This is a genomic window from Streptomyces sp. NPDC085524, assembly GCF_044541755.1.
Taxonomy (GTDB): Bacteria; Actinomycetota; Actinomycetes; order Streptomycetales; family Streptomycetaceae; genus Streptomyces.
The window spans coordinates 268,700-286,096 of the sequence record NZ_JBITTH010000006.1; the positions used below are offsets into that span (position 1 = coordinate 268,700).

A 17,397-nucleotide genomic window follows, 5' to 3' on the forward strand; every position below is an offset into this window, starting at 1 on the left:
CCCCGGTGTCCCTCCTCTCGTGCCCCTACGTGTTCAACCTCAGCCGTTGTCGGCTGCATCCGCGTCCTTGTCGGACGACGCGTCGCCTTCCGACGACTCGGACTTGGGAGCCGCGCCCGGCTGGGGCTCGGCCACCGCGACCCGTGCGGGGCGGATCGTACGCTCGCCGATCCGGTACCCCGGCTGAAGGATCGCCACGCAGGTCGTCTCGGTGACGTCCGGCGCATACGAGTGCATCAGGGCCTCGTGGACCGTCGGGTCGAAGGGCTCGCCCTCCTTGCCGAACTGCTGCAGGCCCATCTTGGCGGCGACCGTCTCCAGCGATTCGGCCACCGACTTGAAGCCGCCGACCAGCTCGCCATGCTCCCGCGCCCGGCCGATGTCGTCCAGGGTCGGGAGCAGCTCCGTCAGGAGGGACGCGACCGCGATCTCCTTGACGGTGATCCGGTCCCGCTCCACCCGGCGGCGGTAGTTCTGGTACTCCGCCTGGAGCCGCTGGAGGTCCGCGGTGCGCTCGCTGAGCGCGGTACGGGCCTGGTCCAGCTGCGCCAGCAGCGCTACGTCCTGGCCTGCGGCCTGTGCGGTGCTGTCGTCCCCGGCCGGGGCCTCTGCGTCCTTGGCGGACTCGGCGGACCCGGCGGCCTTCGGCTCCTCGGGCTTGCCGTCGGCGGGGACTTCGGGCTTCTCCTCGAAGCCCGGGGTCTCCTCCGACATCAGGCAGCGCCGCCCTTCGGCTTCTCGTCGTCGACGATCTCGGCGTCGACGACGTCGTCGTCGGCCTTGGCCTGGCCCGCGTCACCGGCGGCACCGGCGGCGCCCTGGGCGGCCTGCGCGTCGGCGTAGATCGCCTGGCCCAGCTTCTGGCTGACCGCGGCGAGCTTCTCGGTCGCGGTGCGGATCTCGGCGGTGTCCTCGCCCTTGAGCTTGTCCTTCAGCTCGGTGACCGCGGCCTCGACCTCGGCCTTGACCTCGGCCGGGACCTTGTCCTCGTTGTCCTTGACGAACTTCTCCGTCTGGTAGACGAGCTGCTCGCCCTGGTTGCGGGACTCGGCCGCCTCCTTGCGGCGGAGGTCCTCGTCCGCGTACTGCTCCGCCTCCTGGCGCATGCGGTCGACCTCGTCCTTGCCGAGCGAAGAGCCGCCGGTGACGGTCATCTTCTGCTCCTTGCCCGTGCCGAGGTCCTTCGCGGTCACGTGCATGATGCCGTTCGCGTCGATGTCGAAGGAGACCTCGATCTGCGGGACGCCACGCGGGGCCGGCGGCAGGCCGGTCAGCTCGAACATGCCGAGCTTCTTGTTGTACGCCGCGATCTCGCGCTCGCCCTGGTAGACCTGGATCTGCACCGACGGCTGGTTGTCCTCGGCCGTCGTGAAGATCTCGGACCGCTTGGTCGGGATCGTGGTGTTGCGCTCGATGAGCTTGGTCATGATGCCGCCCTTGGTCTCGATGCCGAGGGACAGCGGGGTCACGTCGAGGAGCAGGACGTCCTTGACCTCACCCTTGAGGACACCGGCCTGGAGGGTGGCGCCGATGGCGACGACCTCGTCCGGGTTGACGCCCTTGTTGGCGTCCTGACCGCCGGTGAGCTCCTTGACGAGCTCGGCGACGGCCGGCATGCGGGTGGAGCCGCCGACCAGGACCACGTGGTCGATCTCGGACAGGTTGATGCCCGCGTCCTTGATGACGTTGTGGAACGGGGTCTTGCAGCGGTCGAGCAGGTCCGCGGTCAGCTGCTGGAACTGGGAGCGCGTGAGCTTCTCGTCCAGGTGCAGCGGGCCCTCGGCGGAGGCCGTGATGTACGGCAGGTTGATGGTCGTCTCGGTGGAGGACGACAGCTCGATCTTCGCCTTCTCGGCGGCCTCGCGCAGACGCTGGAGCGCCATCTTGTCCTTGGACAGGTCGACGCCGTGGCCGTTGGCGAACTGCTTCACCAGGTAGTCGACGACGCGCTGGTCCCAGTCGTCGCCACCGAGGTGGTTGTCACCGTTGGTGGCCTTGACCTCGACGACGCCGTCGCCGATCTCCAGGAGCGACACGTCGAAGGTGCCGCCACCGAGGTCGAAGACGAGAATGGTCTGGTCGTCCTTGTCGAGACCGTAGGCCAGGGCGGCGGCCGTCGGCTCGTTGACGATGCGCAGGACGTTCAGGCCCGCGATCTCGCCGGCCTCCTTCGTCGCCTGACGCTCGGAGTCGTTGAAGTAGGCCGGGACGGTGATGACCGCGTCCGTGACCTTCTCACCCAGGTAGGCCTCGGCGTCGCGCTTCAGCTTCTGCAGGATGAAGGCGCTCATCTGCTGCGGGTTGAAGTCCTTGCCATCCAGGTTGATCTTCCAGTCAGTGCCCATGTGGCGCTTGACGGAGCGGATGGTCCGGTCCACGTTCGTGACCGCCTGGCGCTTGGCCACCTCGCCGACGAGGACCTCGCCGTTCTTGGCGAAGGCGACGACGGACGGCGTGGTCCTGGCGCCCTCGGCGTTGGTGATGACGGTGGGCTCGCCGCCTTCCAGAACGCTGACGACGGAGTTAGTGGTGCCCAGGTCGATGCCGACCGCACGTGCCATTTTGATTCCTCCAGCTGACTTGAGTGGAACAGACTCAACCATGACGCATCGCGGCGCGCACGTCAACAGAGCTGAGCCGAGTCGACTCAACCTTTAGGTCGCCCTTACGCGCAACCCTGCCCTTCCCGCGCCACCGCGGGGGCAACTCCAGCCCCGCTACCGCTTGCGCTTGAGACGCGGGGCAAGCCCAGCCCGCTGCCCGCTTGAGGCGCGAGGCGATTCCAGCCCCGCCGGCGTTTGAGGCGCGGGGTCCGGGGCGGAGCCCCGGCCGCGGCGCCGCCGCCGAACGGGTCACCCGGCCGCGCGGCACCCACCCCCGCCGGGAGGCGTACGGCACGGTGCTGGCATGGCAACGTCCCTCATCGCCCGGCCAGGGCCACGGCCGGCCAGGCCCTCGGCGAAGCGGGTGCTCGACCTGCTGGGGGCGGCCGCCCTGCTGCTCCTGTGCGCCGTACCGCTCGCGCTGGCCGCCGGGCTGCTGTTCGTGACCCAGGGCGGGCGGGTCTTCGTACGGGAGCCCGTGGCGGGCCTCTCCGGGCGGCCCTTCCGGACGTGGAGGTTCCGCACGGCCCCGGCGGGCCGCACCGGAGCCGCGGTGGAGCGCTGCGCGCTCGACGCGCTGCCCCAGCTGCTCAACGTGCTCCGCGGGGAGATGTCCCTGGTCGGCCCGCGCCCGGAATCCCGTACCGACCGCGCCGACCGGCTGCTCGTTCGCCCCGGAATGACCGGGTTGTGGCAGGTCAGCGCGCGCTCCGACCTCCCCTGGGAGGAGATGGCTCTGCTCGACCGGCATTATGTGGAGAACCACTGGCTCGGGATGGACCTGGCGATCCTTGCGCAGACCCCGCGGGCGGCCTTGCGGCAAAGGCTCGCCTGAGCGACACAGATCACCGCACGCTCGGCTACATTGCGGCGTCGGGAATGGGTAACCTCAAGCCTTGACTTCATAAGTTACCGCTTAGTAAGTGCCGCCCGAGGAGCCCGCCCATGCAACTCGCCGCGATCATCGTGTCGCTGGTCCTGACCGTGGTCGGCGTCGCGCTGATCACCCGAGCCGTGGCGCAGATCTACCGGTTCGTCCGGATCGGCCAGCCCGTGCCGGCCGGCAGTCGCACGGACGATCCGAAGGCCCGAAGCCTCACCCTTGTCCGCGAGTTCCTCGGCCACAGCCGCATGAACCGCTGGGGCATCGTCGGCTTCGCGCACTGGTTCGTCGCGATCGGCTTCCTGACCCTGCCGCCGACCCTGATCCAGGCGTACGGGCAGCTCTTCCAGGCCGACTGGACCCTGCCGATCATCGGCGGCTTCCTGCCGTTCGAGCTCTACATCGAGTTCATCGGGATCATGACGATCCTCGGCATCGTCGTCCTGATGGCGATCCGGCTGCTCAGCCTGCCCTCGCGGGCGGGCCGCAAGTCGCGCTTCGCGGGCTCGAAGGCCTGGCAGGCGTACTTCGTCGAGTACGTCATCCTCACCATCGGCCTCGCGATCCTCACCCTGCGCGGCCTCGAGGGCGCGATCCACCACGTGGACTCGTACGAGCCGGCCTACTTCGCCTCGTACCCGCTGGTGATGGCCTTCGACGGCCTCTCGACCAGCGCCCTGCAGAACGCCATCTACTTCACCGCGATGATCAAGATCGGCGTCTCGCTGATCTGGATGATCGTCGTCTCGCTCAACACCAACATGGGTGTCGCCTGGCACCGCTTCCTCGGCTTCCCGAACATCTGGTTCAAGCGCAACGCCGACGGCGCGACCGCGCTCGGCGCGCTCCAGCCGATGACCAGCGGCGGCAAGGAGATCGACTTCGAGGACCCGGGCGAGGACGACGTCTTCGGCGTCTCGCAGGTCGAGCAGTTCTCCTGGAAGGGCATCCTCGACTTCTCCACGTGCACCGAGTGCGGCCGCTGCCAGTCGCAGTGCCCCGCCTGGAACACCGGCAAGCCCCTCTCCCCCAAGCTCCTGATCATGTCGCTGCGCGACCACGCGCACGCCAAGGCCCCGTACCTGCTGGCCGGCGGCGGCAAGACGATGGAGGGCGAGGAGAAGGCTTCGGCCGAGCAGCTGAAGGACGTCCCGGCGGCCGCGCTGGCCGAGGCCGAGCGCCCGCTGATCGGCACCGCCGAGGAGAACGGCGTCATCGACCCGGACGTGCTGTGGTCCTGCACCACCTGCGGTGCGTGCGTGGAGCAGTGCCCGGTCGACATCGAGCACATCGACCACATCGTCGACATGCGCCGCTACCAGGTGATGATCGAGAGCGCGTTCCCGTCCGAGGCGGGCACGATGCTCAAGAACCTGGAGAAGAAGGGCAACCCCTGGGGCCTGGCCAAGAAGCAGCGCGTCGAGTGGACGAAGGAGGTCGACTTCGAGGTCCCGATCATCGGCAAGGACGCGGAGGACCTCTCCGAGTTCGACTACCTGTACTGGGTCGGCTGCGCCGGCGCCCTCGAGGACCGGGCCAAGAAGACCACGAAGGCCTTCGCGGAGCTGCTGAACATCGCGGGCGTCAAGTTCGCGATCATGGGCGGCGACGAGAAGTGCACCGGTGACTCCCCGCGCCGCCTGGGCAACGAGCCGCTGTTCCAGCAGCTGGGCCAGGAGAACGTGGCCATGCTGAACATGGCGTTCGGCGAGGACGACGACGACCCGGAGACGAAGAAGCCGAAGTCGGCGAAGCGGATCGTCTCGACCTGCCCGCACTGCTTCAACACCATCGCGAACGAGTACCCGCAGCTGGGCGGCGAGTACGAGGTCATCCACCACACGCAGCTGCTGCAGCACCTGATCGACGAGGGCCGGCTGACGCCGGTGACGCCGGTCGACGGGCTGATCACGTACCACGACCCGTGCTACCTGGGCCGCCACAACAAGGTCTACACGCCGCCGCGCGAGATCATGTCGGCCGTGCCGGGCCTGCGGCAGCAGGAGATGCACCGCCACAAGGAGCGGGGCTTCTGCTGTGGCGCCGGTGGCGCGCGGATGTGGATGGAAGAGCGGATCGGCAAGCGCATCAACAACGAGCGCGTGGACGAGGCGCTGTCCCTCAACCCCGACATCGTCTCTACGGCGTGCCCGTTCTGCCTGGTCATGCTGACGGACTCGGTCAACGGCAAGAAGAACGAGGGCCAGGCCAAGGAGTCCGTCCAGGTCGTGGACGTGGCCCAGCTCCTGCTGGAGTCGGTGAAGGCCCCGGGCCCGACGGAGGCCGAACTGGCGGAAGCCGAAGCCGCTGCTGCCGCTGCCGCGGAGGCCGAAGCCGAAGCCGCCGCGGAGGCCGCCGCCAAGGCGGAAGCCGAGGCGAAGGCCAAGGCGGAGGCGGAAGCCAAGGCCAAGGCAGAGGCCGAAGCGAAGGCCAAGGCGGAGGCCGAGGCGGAGGCGGAGGCCGAGGCCGCCGCCAAGGCGGAATCCGACGCCAAGGCCGGGGCCGAGCCGGAAGCCGGGGCCGAGCCGGAAGGCGAGGTCGAGGCCGCCGCCGAGGCGGAGACCGAAGCCCCCACGGCCGAGGCCGGGGCCGAGCCTGAGGCGAAGGACGAGCCGAAGGACGACGCCAAGGACGAGGCCGAGCCGGTTACGGCCGAGGCGAAGCCCGAGGCGGCTCAGGCGGACGACGCCAAGTAGGTCCTGATCCAGGGCCCACCTGCACAACACCGGAACGGCCGGTCCCCCACCCGGGGACCGGCCGTTCCGCATGTCCGCCCCCACCGTCCACCCCGGCCAGGCCCGGCCAAAGGTCCCCGGCCCCACAAGCAAGGACGGCCCCCACCACGGGTCCCGGCCCGCCGGGGGCCCGGCACCGCCAGGGCTGCGGCCCTGCCCCGCCAGGGGTCACGGCTCGGCGCCCCGCCAGGAGTCACGGCTCGGCCCCCCGCGAGGGGTGGTGTCAGGCTCGGTTGCGGCGGAGCATCGCGAAGCCCAGGCCCGCCGCGCCGACCGCGGCCATGCCGCCGCCCGCGGCGAGCAGCAGCGGGGTGTCGGAGTCCGGCGTCGTCGTGACCCCTTCCGCACCGGCCTTCACTCCGCCCTTCGGGACGACCCTCTCGACGGCCGGCTTGGCGACGTCGTTCACGGCGTCCTTCTTGACGTCCTTCTTGACGTCCTTCTTGACGTCCCTCCCGGCGTCCCTCTTCGCTTCCACCGTGTACTTCTCGATCAGCCGGCCGTTGAAGTCGTACACCCAGCTGTTCCCGCCGCCCTTGCCGTCGATGACGACGAACTTCACGCGCCTGCCGTCCTGGACGAGCTTGTACGTCCAGCCGTCGTTCAGCACGCTCGGGTGCTTCAGGTCGATCGTGCCGAGGGCGTTCCCGTTCGGCATGGAGATGTCGACGCGCTTGCCCTTCGGGCCGTCGACCAGCTTGGCGATCCGCCCGTCCGGCATCGTCAGCCGGACCGAGCTCTCCTTGATGGGCTCCGGCTTGGTCTCCGGCTCCGGCTTCGGCTTCTCGCCGCCCTCGACCCACGAGGTCACGGTGCCGTTCGGCTGGAGCACCACGTGCAGGCCGTTGTTCCGGCCGTACGTCGCGGCCCCGTTCTTGCTGACCAACGTGTCCAGCTTCGTGCCGCCGGAGAAGATGTCCGCCTCGAAGTGGTGGTCCGAGATCTTGTAGACCTTGGCGATCGAACCGTCCGCCAGCTTCACGGTCGTGACGTACGCCCGCACGCTCTGCTTCGGCTTCTCGACCGGCTTCTCGACGGGCTTCTCGGACGGCTTCGCCGACGGGTCCACCGGCGGCTGGATCTGCGGCTCCACCGGCGGGTCCACCGGCGGCTCCACCGACGGCTGCTCGATGCCGGGCAGCACCTGCGGCTCCGGGACGGCCGGTGAGTCCGCGAAGGCGGATCCGACCGGGAGGGCCAGGACGGCGGCCGCGCCGGTGACGACGGCGGCGGTACGGAGGGCGGTACGGCGGGTGCTGCGCATGGCGGTCGGCTCTTCTCGTTCTCGTTCGTGCGTTCATTCGGCGACACTCACGAAGCTACGGACCCGATATGTGCGTATTCCATCGGCAACGTAACGAAGGGCCACAGAACGCGACGCAAACGCGTAAACCGGACAGCTCGGGGTTCCCCTAAGGGATGTCACAGCTCAGCCGCAAAGGGTGCATCTTTCCGCCGCCCGGTCACCGGGCCCCGCAGGACCAGGTACGTTCGATCACGTGGCTGGATTCAGGATCGGACGCGGCCGGGACAACAACCGCCCGCCCCAACAACCCCCGCAGCAGCAGCCGTACGGACAGCAGCAACCGCAGCCGCCGTACGGCCAGCAGCCCTACCCTCCCGCCGGCTCCCCGCCCCCGCAGCAGCAGTGGCCGCAGCCGGGCGGTGCCGGCGGGCACGGCGAGCCCGAGTACTTCGACCCGTACGGACAGCAGCACGCGCAGCAGCCCCCGTACGGCCACGGAGCGCCGGGACCGGGATACACCAACGACAACCCGGGGCACACCCAGGTCTTCGCCTTCGGCGAGGACCCGTACGGCCAGGGCGCGACCTACCAGGCCGGTGCGGCCGCGGCGGCTCCGTCCGGCCCGCGGCTGCCCTGGAAGGAGCTGCTCCGCGGCATCGTGGTCCGGCCCGGGCAGACCTTCCTCCAGATGCGCGACCACGCCGTCTGGGGTCCGGCGCTGATCGTGACCTTCCTGTACGGCCTCCTCGCGGTCTTCGGGCTCGACGACGCCCGCAAGGACGTGATCAACGCGACCCTGTCGAAGGCCGTCCCGATCGTCCTGTCCGCCGGTGCCGCCTTCGTCATCTGCGGCCTGCTCCTGGGCGCGGTCACGCACACGCTGGCCCGCCAGCTGGGCGGCGACGGGTCCTGGCAGCCGACCGTGGGCCTGTCGATGCTGGTCATGTCGCTGACCGATGCCCCGCGCCTGCTCTTCGCGGTGTTCCTGGGCGGGGACAACGGCCTGGTCCAGATCCTGGGCTGGGCCACGTGGGTGGCGGCCGGCGCGCTCTTCACCTCGCTGATCAGCAAGTCGCACGACCTGCCGTGGCCGAAGGCGCTGGGCGCGTCCGCGATCCAGCTGATCGCCCTGCTGTCGATCATCAAGCTGGGCACGCTGTAGCCCCGCCGCACGCCTCCCGCACGCAGAAAGGGCCCGCCGCGCGATCCTCCGCACGGCGGGCCCTCCGCATTCGCCCTCGGGCCGGGACTAGGCGTCCAGCACCTGTCCCTCACGCTTCACGACGGGCGGCAGGACCGACCACGGGAACTCGATCCAGTCGTCGGTGCGCTTCCAGACGTACTCGCACTGCACCAGGGAGTGCGACTTCTCGTAGATGACGGCGGAGCGCACCTCGGCGACGTGGCCGAGGCAGAAGTCGTGGACCAGCTTCAGCGTCTTGCCGGTGTCGGCGACGTCGTCGGCGATCAGCACCTTCTTGTTCGTGAAGTCGATCGCCTCGGGCACGGGGGCCAGCATGACCGGCATCTCCAGCGTGGTCCCGACGCCCGTGTAGAACTCCACGTTCACGAGGTGGATGTTCTTGCAGTCGAGCGCGTACGCCAGCCCGCCCGCGACGAACACCCCGCCCCGGGCGATGCTCAGGATGATGTCGGGCTCTTAGCCGTCCTCGGCGATGGTCTGCGCCAGCTCGCGGACGGCGTTCCCGAAGCCCTCGTAGGAGAGGTTCTCGCGTACTACGTCACTCATGCCTCGTGCCTCACCTGGGTACGGTGGAAGTTCTGGAAGGAGCGCGAGGCGGTCGGCCCGCGCTGCCCCTGGTACCGGGACCCGTAGCGGTCGCTGCCGTACGGGAACTCCGCGGGCGAGCTGAGGCGGAACATGCACAGCTGCCCGATCTTCATGCCGGGCCAGAGCTTGATCGGCAGCGTGGCGAGGTTCGACAGCTCCAGGGTCACGTGGCCCGAGAACCCGGGGTCGATGAACCCGGCGGTCGAATGCGTCACCAGGCCGAGGCGGCCGAGGCTGGACTTCCCCTCCAGTCTGGAGGCGATGTCGTCCGGGAGCGAGATGACCTCGTACGTCGAGGCGAGGACGAACTCGCCCGGGTGCAGGATGAAGGCCTCGTCCCCCTCCGGCTCGACCATGCGGGTCAGGTCGGCCTGCTCGATGGCGGGGTCGATGTGGGCGTAGCGGTGGTTCTCGAACACCCGGAAGAACCGGTCGAGGCGCACGTCGATGCTGGAGGGCTGGATCATCGACTCCTCGAACGGGTCGATGCGAACCCGTCCGCTGTCGATCTCGGCCCGGATGTCTTTGTCAGAGAGAAGCACGTCCCGAGGATACGCAGGCGCACGGGCCACCCCCAATCGAGAGCGGTACCCCGCGCGCCTCCTGCCTCCTGCTACCGCTTCACACCACTGACGGGCACGGCCTGCCGCAGCCGCGCACACCGCGGACACCGCAGCAGCCGTCCGGGCCCGATCCGGCCGGCACCGAGGTGCTGCAGCGGGAAGGAGGCGGTACTGAAAACGTGCCCTTCGGCACAACGGACGACGGTGTGCTCCATCGAGTCCCTTTCCCCAACGAGCTGTACTGCGACGAATCGCCACATTAGGGGATGATCGGGACCCGGCTCCAGCCGCCGCTCCGAACCCATACGGTACGCCCCAACTCCCGCACACACACGCCTCGGTGCACCCCACACACGACAACGACCCCGCGGCGGACGCACCGGGGGTCGATCATGAGGTAGAGTGTGCAACGGTAAGGATCCAGGCAACTGGTCCACCATGCGGATGTAGTTTAATGGTAGAACATGAGCTTCCCAAGCTTATAGCGCGGGTTCGATTCCCGTCATCCGCTCCACGGCAAAGCCCCAGGTCAGCGACCTGGGGCTTGTTTGTTGTCTAGACCTATCAGGCCTGCACGCGATTCGCGTGCCATAACTTCCTTCACATTGCGTCAGATTGGGTGCCCGTTCGTCACACCCGGCCACCCTGCGTCAGGCGTCGAAGCGGTGGCGGGAGGCATCGATGTGACCGAGATACCGGTGCGTCCAGTCGCAGAGTCCGTCGATCGTCACCCGCAGGGCCTGGCCCGGCTCGGTGAGGGTGTACTCGACCCGCGGCGGCACAACGGGGTGCACTGTCCGCTCGACCAGGCCGTTGCGCTCCAGCATGCGCAGGTTCTGGGTGAGCATCTTGTGGCTGACGCCTTCGACCTCGTTCCGCAGCTCACTGAAGCGCAGGGTGCGCTGCCCCAGGGCCTCGATGATCAGGAGCGCCCACTTGTTGGCGACGTCCGAGAAGATCTCCCGCGCCAGAGAGTCCGCCCGCCTGAGGTCCGCGTCCTCGGGCGAGCCGCTGAGCTGTGTGGTTCCCATCTGGTTCCCCAGTCACCGAAAAGTGCGTTCTTCCACGTCAGCGGTCACTCTCCTATGGTCACTGAGTAACTGCAAGAGAGCGACCCCAGAGCAATGGAGGCAGGCAGCATGGCCATCACCCTGGTGAACCCCGAGGGATTGCCGGAAATCGACGCCTACCGGCAGGTGTCGATCGCGACCGGGTCGAAGCTGGTCTTCATCGCCGGGCAGGTCGCCTGGGACGCCGACGGTGCCACGGTCGGCGAAGGCGACCTCGCCGCGCAGGTGGAGCAGTGCTACCTCAACATCGGCACCGCGCTGGCCGGGGTCGGCGGCTCCTTCGACGACGTGGCGAAGCTGACCGTCTACGTCGTCGACTGGACCCCCGACAAGATGCCCCAACTCATGGACGGAATCGGTCGAGCAGCCGCGAAGCTGGGCGCCACCGCTGCGCCGCCGGCCTCGCTGCTGGGCGTCGCGGCGCTGGACGTACCCGACCATCTGGTCGAGATCGAGGCGACCGCCGTTCTCGGCTGAGCAGGCGCTCCGCATCCCGGGCGGCGAGCCGTCCCCATGCGTCGGCACCTCAACCGTCGGCGGCGAGGCGGTCCAGCCACTCCCTCAGCAGATGCTGCTCCGCGCGGCTGAGGGTCGTCTGTTCGGGCAGTGCAGCGCGCAGGGCGCGGGCGGCGCCGCCCGGGCCCGGGTCCTGCACGACCGGCTGTCGGTTGGTTACGGTGACGACCATCGCCTCCCGCAGCGTGGTCAACAGAGCTGGGTTGCGCCGGTGTTCCGGCAGGGACAGCCAGGTGAGTACTGCGCCGCGGGCCGTGGCATGAACCACCTGGGCCGCGAGTTCCTCGTCGACACGGAGCCAGCCGCCGATGGCGAGGCGCCGGATACGGCCCATGAGGATCTCCATACCGGCCTTGAAGGAGACGGAGGCGGACCTCGTGGGTTCGCTGTACATCAGCGTGTACAGCGCGGGATTGGCCAGTCCGAACTCGACCGCGACGTCCCAGCCGGCTCTCAGGTCCTCGATGGGGTCCAACGGGTCGGGGTCGACGCGCTTGGTCGCGAGGAACGCGGCGAAGCCGTGCTCGGCCACCGCATCGAGCAGCCCGTCCTTGTCACCGAACAGCCGGTAGATGGCCGGCGGCTGCAGGCCCGCCGCTTCAGCGACCGCACGGGTCGTGACCGCCTCGCGTCCCCCGCGCGTCAGCAGGCCGACGGCGGCCTCGATCACCAGCTGCCGGGCCTGTGCGCGGCCGATGGCCGTGGCTTCGGAAGCACTGCTCCCGCTCTGTGTACGTGATGACATGTATCAACGATACCGCGCACCCGGAACCATCGATATTATCGCCGATAACACTTACATGATTCCATTGGAATCAGGTCAGGGAGGAGCACCGCATGTCCGACCGACTGCGGATCATTGCGCTGGAAGAGCACGTCGTCGTGCCCGCGATCACGAAGGCGTGGTCGCGCTCCGGGGTGCCGGAGCTGCCGAACCTGGGATTCGGCGACAGCCCCGTCGCCCGGCGACTGCGCGACACCGCGGAGACGAGGCTCGCGCACATGGACGACCAGGGAGTCGACGTGGCGGTGCTGTCGATCTCGTCCCCCGGCGTGCAGAACCTGCCCGACTCGGAAGCGGTCGCCGTTGCCCGCGACACCAACGACCAGCTCGCTGAGATCGTTGCCGGCAACCCCGGCCGGTTCCAGGCGTTCGCGGCGATCCCGACACAGTCGCCGTCGGCCGCGGCCGCGGAGCTGGAGCGGGCGGTCACCGAGCTGGGCTTCCCCGGCGCCATGCTCTACGGGCGCACCGGAACCAAGCTCGCCGACAACCCCGCGTACGACGAGCTGTACGCCGCTGCTGAGCGGCTGCAGGTCCCCCTCCACTTCCATCCGCAGATGCCCGTGCAGGCGGTGATGGACGCCTACTACTCCAACATCGGCCCCATCGGGACCGCGCTGGCAGGGCCTGCGATCGGCTGGTACTACGACCTGGGCGTGCAGTACCTGCGGATGATCTTCTCCGGTGTCTTCGACCGGTACCCCGATCTCCAGGTGATTTCCGGCCATTGGGGAGAGGTCGTGCTCTTCTACCTCGACCACACCGGGTTCTTCGCCGACGCCGGTGGCCTGGCCCGCCCGCTCGCCGACTACTTCAAGCAGAACTTCTGGGTCGCCGGCAGCGGCACCGTCAGCCCGCGCTACCTCCGCTGGACAGCCGAAGTCGTGGGGACCGAACGGATGCTGTACTCCACCGACTACCCCTTCACCTACGGGTTCCGCCCTGGCGGCTTCCCCTTCGTGGACACCAGCCACGGCGTCGCCCGGTCCTTCCTGGAGGACGCCCCCTTCACCGACGAGCAGAAGGCCGACATCGCGCACCGCAACTGGGAACACCTCACGTCCCGCGGCACAGACCACACCCGGCGACCCCGGCCAGGTCTGTCACACGCCTGACCAGGCCCTACCATCACGATGCCCCCGCAGCCGAGGCCTCGAGGCCTTCGACACGCCCGACGAAGGGGCGTACCCGCAGGTCAGAAGCCGTATGGGCGGCCCGAGCGGCGTTGATTCCCAAGCCCATCCGGGCCCGCGTGCCCTTCGCATGCCACCTCGACGCCGGCCGCCTGGAACCTCCAGCGTGCGGCCGGGCGGCGTCGTTGTGAGGTCTGCACGGGAGCCGAGGTTATCGGGCGCCAGCAGATCCACCACCAACCGCTGCGGCTCCACACCGCGCTGGTAGCGGTGCAGCAGGTTTCCCTGCGGCGACATTCCTGCCGGGGAGAATCCGAACAGCTCCAGCGCCGCAACCAAGCGGCGCAAGCTCCGCTGGTCCGACTGCACATCGGCGAGGACATCAAGGTCGGCGCTCGCCGCCGGTGACGTCCGGCCATGCTCCTAGCCGTGCAGAAGCACCATCTGGCCGCCGACCAGCGACCAGTCATCCGGCACCTGCTCCGAGAGGTCGAAGAGCACACCCCACAGCTCCACCAGCGGGCCGGTGAACACGTCCGACTCCAGTCGCACGCCGGGCTCCTCAGCCGCCATGATCACACCCTCCGTGGTTGTGCGTAACGAGTCAGGAGGGACGCAAGCAACCTGGACGCCGCGGCGTCGGCTCGACCCTCGTGGAGGTCCAGCAAGTCGGCCGCGACCACCGAGGCCGGAGCGTCGTGGCCCTGCCCAGCCGTTGCAGGCGACTGGGTCAGGAACGACCAGAGTTCCGCCGGGGGAATGCGAAGCAAGACGTTGCCCCGCTCCTCGTCACGGACCAACCCGAACTCGGCTTCCAACTCCGCCGCCTTCTCGGGATGCACGTAGATCTCTGCACGCCCGAGAGCGACGTAGTCCGCCCCCACATGCGCTGCGGCGCTCACTCCGCCCCTCACCACATCCGGAGCGGCGAGCAACGTCGGCAGCACGCCTGAATGAACGCGGTACGAGCGCACCTCAGCCCGGGCGCCAAGGAGCTCCTGGAGCACCGCCGGGGCCAACCGCTCGTGGGCAAGCAAGTTCCGCAGCCGCGCTCTCACCCTGGACTTCTCGGCGTCGGACAGACCCACCGGCGGACGGCCATCCAGCAGCGCGAGAACGCCCCACGCGTTACGGGGCGACAGCGGTCTCCGCGAGCGTGCCCTTGAAGCTGTCCGTCATGCAGCAGCTGACGGACACGGGAGTCATCCACCCCGAGCAGGTCCGCAGCCTGCTTCACCGACAGCAGTTCCATGGCCACCTCCTTGCGTCAAGCCTCACGATCTCGGGAGTCAAGGCGCAATCGCCTACCTGGCGGTCCACCCACCGAGCGACGCAAGGGCCCTCGTCCCGGCAAGTCGGCGGACTCGCCGGCAGGTATTTCGCCCTCGCCCCGACCACCCCGCAGCTCGTGCCACAACGTGCCTGTAGCGGCGGTATACAGCGGTCAACAAGGCTCCCAGGCGACCTCTCGAGCGATTCCCCACAAGGACATTCCTGCAGGTCAGCAACCATATGGGCACCCAAGTGCCGGGTGATTCCCAAGCTTATGGCGCGGGTTCGATTCCCGTCATCCGCTCAGATGCGAAGGCCCAGGTCAGCGACCTGGGCCTTCGTCGTTGTCCAGACCTCTCAGATCCCTTCCGCGCCCTCCGCGTGGCCCAACTCGCGGGATTGCAGGCGGCTGCCGCCATCGTCGGCCACGCGATGCCCTTGCTCCCACAACACCGCACTCGGGGGAATAAATATCTGCACTCGCCGTCGGAGAATTTAACCGACCCCGCAGGGAGAGTTTCTCCGCACCGCGAGCGATGGAGATATTTCACGCAGCACAGACAGCCATGACGTGCTACTGTCGATCTCGGTTGCAGTTTTGGTACCCAAAAACTTCAAGCGCCTCGGTCGGCTTCACCGAACTCGAGCGCTTCATATTTCCGGTCATTTTCCGGCGGGGCATCATCGCGGCGACACGGCGTCCGTACAGTGCGGACGCCGGTGTACTGCCCCAAGGGAGATATGACATGGCATCTGGCACCGTGAAGTGGTTCAACGCGGCAAAGGGCTTCGGCTTCATCGAGCAGGACGGCGGCGGCGACGACGTCTTCGCCCACTTCTCGAACATCGCCGCCCAGGGCTTCCGCGAACTGCAGGAAGGCCAGAAGGTCACCTTCGACATCGCGCAGGGCCAGAAGGGCCCGACGGCCGAGAACATCGTTCCGGCCTGACGCTGGCGCGCATTTCGTAGCTGGGGCCCGCATCCCTCGGGGTGCGGGCCCCAGCTGCACTTATTTCCCGCAGTGGCATCAACTGCACGACGAAGCATTCAGGGTCACGCCCCGATCGGCGCTTCACCCCTCAAGTTTTCCAGGTTTCGCGTCGGAATGACGCCATCCCACCTCAGCGCAGGCGCCCGTACCGAATCCCGGTAGGCCGGAGTCGCTTTCGCATTCCATTCGGCCCGTTCTTGTGATTTCCCGCGCCGCGTTTCTGCTGCGGAAATTCCTTGATATGAGCCGCGTCAAGGAAGGTTCTCAATGAACCGCACACGTACGAACAGCCGTTCCTCTCGCACCCGCGACCGCGCCGGCGTTCCCGTTTTCGGGACCGCCGCCGGTTCGGAGCGGGGCAGCCGCTTCGGCTCGTCGTCCCCGAGCCGCTCCACGGCTCCGCAGCGATCGAGGGTCCCTGGCCGGCGACCCGCCGCAGTACAGGGCGAGTTCGCCCTGCCTAAGACGATCACTCCCGCTCTGCCCGCCGTCGAGACCTTCGCCGACCTCGCCATGCCGGCCGAGCTGTTGGCCGCTCTCGGCGCGCAGGGCGTGACCGTACCCTTCCCCATCCAGGGCGCCACCCTGCCCAACACCCTCGCGGGCCGTGACGTGCTCGGCCGCGGACGCACCGGCTCCGGCAAGACGCTCGCCTTCGGCCTCGCCCTGGTGGCCCGCACCGCCGGGCAGCGCGCCGAGCCCCGCCAGCCGCTCGCCCTCGTCCTCGTCCCCACCCGCGAGCTGGCCCAGCAGGTGACCGACGCCCTCACGCCGTACGCCCGCGCCGTGAAGCTGCGCCTGACCACGGTCGTCGGCGGCATGTCGATCGGCAAGCAGGCCGGAGCGCTGCGCGGAGGCGCGGAGGTCGTCGTGGCCACGCCCGGCCGGCTGAAGGACCTCATCGACCGCGGTGACTGCCGGCTGAACCAGGTCGCGATCACCGTCCTCGACGAGGCCGACCAGATGGCCGACATGGGCTTCATGCCGCAGGTGACCGCTCTCCTGGACCAGGTGCGTCCCGAGGGGCAGCGGATGCTGTTCTCCGCCACCCTGGACCGCAACGTCGACCTGCTGGTCCGTCGGTACCTGACCGACCCGGTCGTGCACTCGGTGGACCCCTCGGCCGGTGCGGTGACGACGATGGAGCACCACGTGCTCCACGTCCACAGTGCCGACAAGCAGCGGACGACGACGGAGATCGCGGCGCGCGAAGGCCGGGTGATCATGTTCCTCGACACCAAGCACGCCGTCGACCGACTCACCCAGGACCTCCTCGACAGCGGGGTCCGCGCCGCGGCCCTGCACGGCGGGAAGTCGCAGCCCCAGCGCACCCGCACCCTGGCCCAGTTCAAGACCGGACACGTGACCGTCCTGGTCGCGACGAACGTGGCGGCGCGCGGCATCCACGTCGACAACCTCGACCTCGTCGTCAACGTCGACCCGCCCACCGACCCCAAGGACTACCTTCACCGCGGCGGACGCACCGCCCGCGCCGGCGAGTCCGGCAGCGTCGTCACCCTGGTCACCCCCAACCAGCGCCGCGACATGACCCGCCTCATGCAGGCCGCCGGCATCACCCCGAAGACCACCCAGGTCCGCTCCGGCGAAGAGGCCCTGAACCGCATCACCGGCGCCCAGGCACCCTCCGGCGTCCCCGTCGTCATCACCGCACCGGTCGCCGAACGCGCCAAGCGCACCTCGGCCTCCCGGGGGAGGCGCCGGCCCGCTGCGACGGCCCGGCGCGCGAGCGTACGGCAGTCCGCCTTCGACGCGGCGGCCTGAAAGCCACGTGATCAGGAAACTGACCC

The 17,397-nt window shown here is 68.8% G+C and carries 15 protein-coding genes, 1 tRNA gene and 2 pseudogenes; 8 read left to right on the forward strand and 10 right to left on the reverse strand.

What is annotated here, in order from left to right; all coding sequences use genetic code 11:
- Positions 1-39 precede the first annotated feature (39 nt).
- Positions 40-714, reverse strand: coding sequence for a nucleotide exchange factor GrpE (gene grpE / locus ACIGFK_RS11675; RefSeq protein ID WP_376660029.1), 675 nt, complete (start codon positions 712-714; stop codon positions 40-42).
- A complete protein-coding gene (gene dnaK / locus ACIGFK_RS11680) occupies positions 714-2,561 on the reverse strand; it encodes a molecular chaperone DnaK (protein ID WP_376660030.1) in 1,848 nt (615 codons plus the stop codon). The genes grpE and dnaK overlap by 1 nt, the downstream gene beginning before the upstream one ends.
- Before the next feature lie 346 nt (positions 2,562-2,907).
- Here dnaK and ACIGFK_RS11685 point away from each other — a divergent pair, with 346 nt between their 5' ends.
- Together ACIGFK_RS11685 and ACIGFK_RS11690 are read left to right on the forward strand one after the other, a co-directional pair.
- Positions 2,908-3,438: a sugar transferase gene (locus tag ACIGFK_RS11685; protein WP_376660031.1), complete on the forward strand. Its 531-nt coding sequence runs from the start codon at positions 2,908-2,910 to the stop codon at positions 3,436-3,438.
- Positions 3,439-3,548: 110 nt separating this feature from the next.
- Positions 3,549-5,756 (forward strand): annotated as a pseudogene (locus tag ACIGFK_RS11690) ((Fe-S)-binding protein); the annotation flags it as partial.
- Between the two features lie 688 nt (positions 5,757-6,444).
- Here ACIGFK_RS11690 and ACIGFK_RS11695 read toward each other — a convergent pair.
- Complete coding sequence (locus tag ACIGFK_RS11695) at positions 6,445-7,485, reverse strand: hypothetical protein (RefSeq protein WP_386467964.1); 1,041 nt, start codon at positions 7,483-7,485, stop codon at positions 6,445-6,447.
- A gap of 235 nt (positions 7,486-7,720) precedes the next feature.
- Between ACIGFK_RS11695 and ACIGFK_RS11700 the strand changes: the two genes are divergently transcribed.
- Positions 7,721-8,629, forward strand: a complete 909-nt coding sequence (locus tag ACIGFK_RS11700; protein WP_376660033.1) for a Yip1 family protein — start codon at positions 7,721-7,723, stop codon at positions 8,627-8,629.
- A gap of 87 nt (positions 8,630-8,716) precedes the next feature.
- Here the strand turns inward: ACIGFK_RS11700 and ACIGFK_RS11705 are convergent.
- Together ACIGFK_RS11705 and dcd are read right to left on the reverse strand one after the other, a co-directional pair.
- Positions 8,717-9,217, reverse strand: a pseudogene (locus ACIGFK_RS11705) (phosphoribosyltransferase).
- The gene (gene dcd / locus ACIGFK_RS11710; RefSeq protein WP_376660035.1) at positions 9,214-9,801 is read right to left on the reverse strand and encodes a dCTP deaminase; all 588 of its coding nucleotides are present in this window, start codon (positions 9,799-9,801) and stop codon (positions 9,214-9,216) included. Before dcd ends, ACIGFK_RS11705 begins: the two are co-directional and overlap by 4 nt.
- 461 nt (positions 9,802-10,262) lie before the next feature.
- Here dcd and ACIGFK_RS11715 point away from each other — a divergent pair.
- Positions 10,263-10,336: transfer RNA gene (locus ACIGFK_RS11715), tRNA-Gly, on the forward strand.
- Positions 10,337-10,472: 136 nt separating this feature from the next.
- Here ACIGFK_RS11715 and ACIGFK_RS11720 read toward each other — a convergent pair.
- Positions 10,473-10,853 carry a winged helix-turn-helix transcriptional regulator gene (locus ACIGFK_RS11720; RefSeq protein WP_386467959.1) on the reverse strand — a complete coding sequence of 127 codons (381 nt, stop codon included), beginning with the start codon at positions 10,851-10,853 and terminating at the stop codon, positions 10,473-10,475.
- A gap of 108 nt (positions 10,854-10,961) precedes the next feature.
- Between ACIGFK_RS11720 and ACIGFK_RS11725 the strand changes: the two genes are divergently transcribed.
- On the forward strand, positions 10,962-11,369 hold the full coding sequence (locus tag ACIGFK_RS11725) for a RidA family protein (protein WP_376660037.1): 408 nt from the start codon (positions 10,962-10,964) through the stop codon (positions 11,367-11,369).
- 49 nt (positions 11,370-11,418) lie between these two features.
- Here ACIGFK_RS11725 and ACIGFK_RS11730 read toward each other — a convergent pair whose 3' ends face one another.
- Positions 11,419-12,153: a TetR/AcrR family transcriptional regulator gene (locus ACIGFK_RS11730; RefSeq protein ID WP_376660038.1), complete on the reverse strand. Its 735-nt coding sequence runs from the start codon at positions 12,151-12,153 to the stop codon at positions 11,419-11,421.
- Positions 12,154-12,245: 92 nt separating this feature from the next.
- On the opposite strand from ACIGFK_RS11730, the gene ACIGFK_RS11735 reads away from it, so the two are divergent.
- Positions 12,246-13,307: an amidohydrolase family protein gene (locus ACIGFK_RS11735; protein ID WP_386467957.1), complete on the forward strand. Its 1,062-nt coding sequence runs from the start codon at positions 12,246-12,248 to the stop codon at positions 13,305-13,307.
- A 441-nt stretch (positions 13,308-13,748) separates the two neighbouring features.
- On the opposite strand, the gene ACIGFK_RS11740 is transcribed toward ACIGFK_RS11735, so the two are convergent.
- Genes ACIGFK_RS11740 through ACIGFK_RS11750 form a run of 3 tightly spaced genes read right to left on the reverse strand, consistent with a single transcriptional unit; the run spans position 13,749 to position 14,577 of the window.
- Entirely contained in the window at positions 13,749-13,898 is a 150-nt protein-coding gene (locus ACIGFK_RS11740) for a hypothetical protein (protein WP_400051366.1), read from the reverse strand.
- A 2-nt stretch (positions 13,899-13,900) separates the two neighbouring features.
- A complete protein-coding gene (locus ACIGFK_RS11745) occupies positions 13,901-14,413 on the reverse strand; it encodes a type IV toxin-antitoxin system AbiEi family antitoxin (RefSeq protein ID WP_400051368.1) in 513 nt (170 codons plus the stop codon).
- Positions 14,380-14,577, reverse strand: coding sequence for a helix-turn-helix domain-containing protein (locus tag ACIGFK_RS11750; RefSeq protein ID WP_400051369.1), 198 nt, complete (start codon positions 14,575-14,577; stop codon positions 14,380-14,382). Before ACIGFK_RS11750 ends, ACIGFK_RS11745 begins: the two co-directional genes overlap by 34 nt.
- Positions 14,578-15,343: 766 nt before the next feature.
- Between ACIGFK_RS11750 and ACIGFK_RS11755 the strand changes: the two genes are divergently transcribed.
- On the forward strand, positions 15,344-15,547 hold the full coding sequence (locus ACIGFK_RS11755; protein WP_376660042.1) for a cold-shock protein: 204 nt from the start codon (positions 15,344-15,346) through the stop codon (positions 15,545-15,547).
- Positions 15,548-15,856: 309 nt separating this feature from the next.
- Entirely contained in the window at positions 15,857-17,371 is a 1,515-nt protein-coding gene (locus ACIGFK_RS11760) for a DEAD/DEAH box helicase (protein WP_376660043.1), read from the forward strand.
- The last annotated feature ends 26 nt before the right edge of the window (positions 17,372-17,397 follow it).

Excerpts from the sequence above, each read along its gene's own strand:
- ACIGFK_RS11740 (WP_400051366.1), bottom strand. The coding sequence starts at position 13,898 with ATGGCGGCTGAGGAGCCCGGCGTGCGACTGGAGTCGGACGTGTTCACC.
- ACIGFK_RS11685 (WP_376660031.1), top strand. The coding sequence starts at position 2,908 with ATGGCAACGTCCCTCATCGCCCGGCCAGGGCCACGGCCGGCCAGGCCC.
- dnaK (WP_376660030.1), bottom strand. The coding sequence starts at position 2,561 with ATGGCACGTGCGGTCGGCATCGACCTGGGCACCACTAACTCCGTCGTC.
- ACIGFK_RS11760 (WP_376660043.1), top strand. The coding sequence starts at position 15,857 with ATGAACCGCACACGTACGAACAGCCGTTCCTCTCGCACCCGCGACCGC.
- ACIGFK_RS11720 (WP_386467959.1), bottom strand. The coding sequence starts at position 10,853 with ATGGGAACCACACAGCTCAGCGGCTCGCCCGAGGACGCGGACCTCAGG.
- ACIGFK_RS11725 (WP_376660037.1), top strand. The coding sequence starts at position 10,962 with ATGGCCATCACCCTGGTGAACCCCGAGGGATTGCCGGAAATCGACGCC.
- ACIGFK_RS11735 (WP_386467957.1), top strand. The coding sequence starts at position 12,246 with ATGTCCGACCGACTGCGGATCATTGCGCTGGAAGAGCACGTCGTCGTG.
- grpE (WP_376660029.1), bottom strand. The coding sequence starts at position 714 with ATGTCGGAGGAGACCCCGGGCTTCGAGGAGAAGCCCGAAGTCCCCGCC.
- ACIGFK_RS11750 (WP_400051369.1), bottom strand. The coding sequence starts at position 14,577 with ATGGAACTGCTGTCGGTGAAGCAGGCTGCGGACCTGCTCGGGGTGGAT.
- ACIGFK_RS11695 (WP_386467964.1), bottom strand. The coding sequence starts at position 7,485 with ATGCGCAGCACCCGCCGTACCGCCCTCCGTACCGCCGCCGTCGTCACC.
- ACIGFK_RS11730 (WP_376660038.1), bottom strand. The coding sequence starts at position 12,153 with ATGTCATCACGTACACAGAGCGGGAGCAGTGCTTCCGAAGCCACGGCC.
- ACIGFK_RS11755 (WP_376660042.1), top strand. The coding sequence starts at position 15,344 with ATGGCATCTGGCACCGTGAAGTGGTTCAACGCGGCAAAGGGCTTCGGC.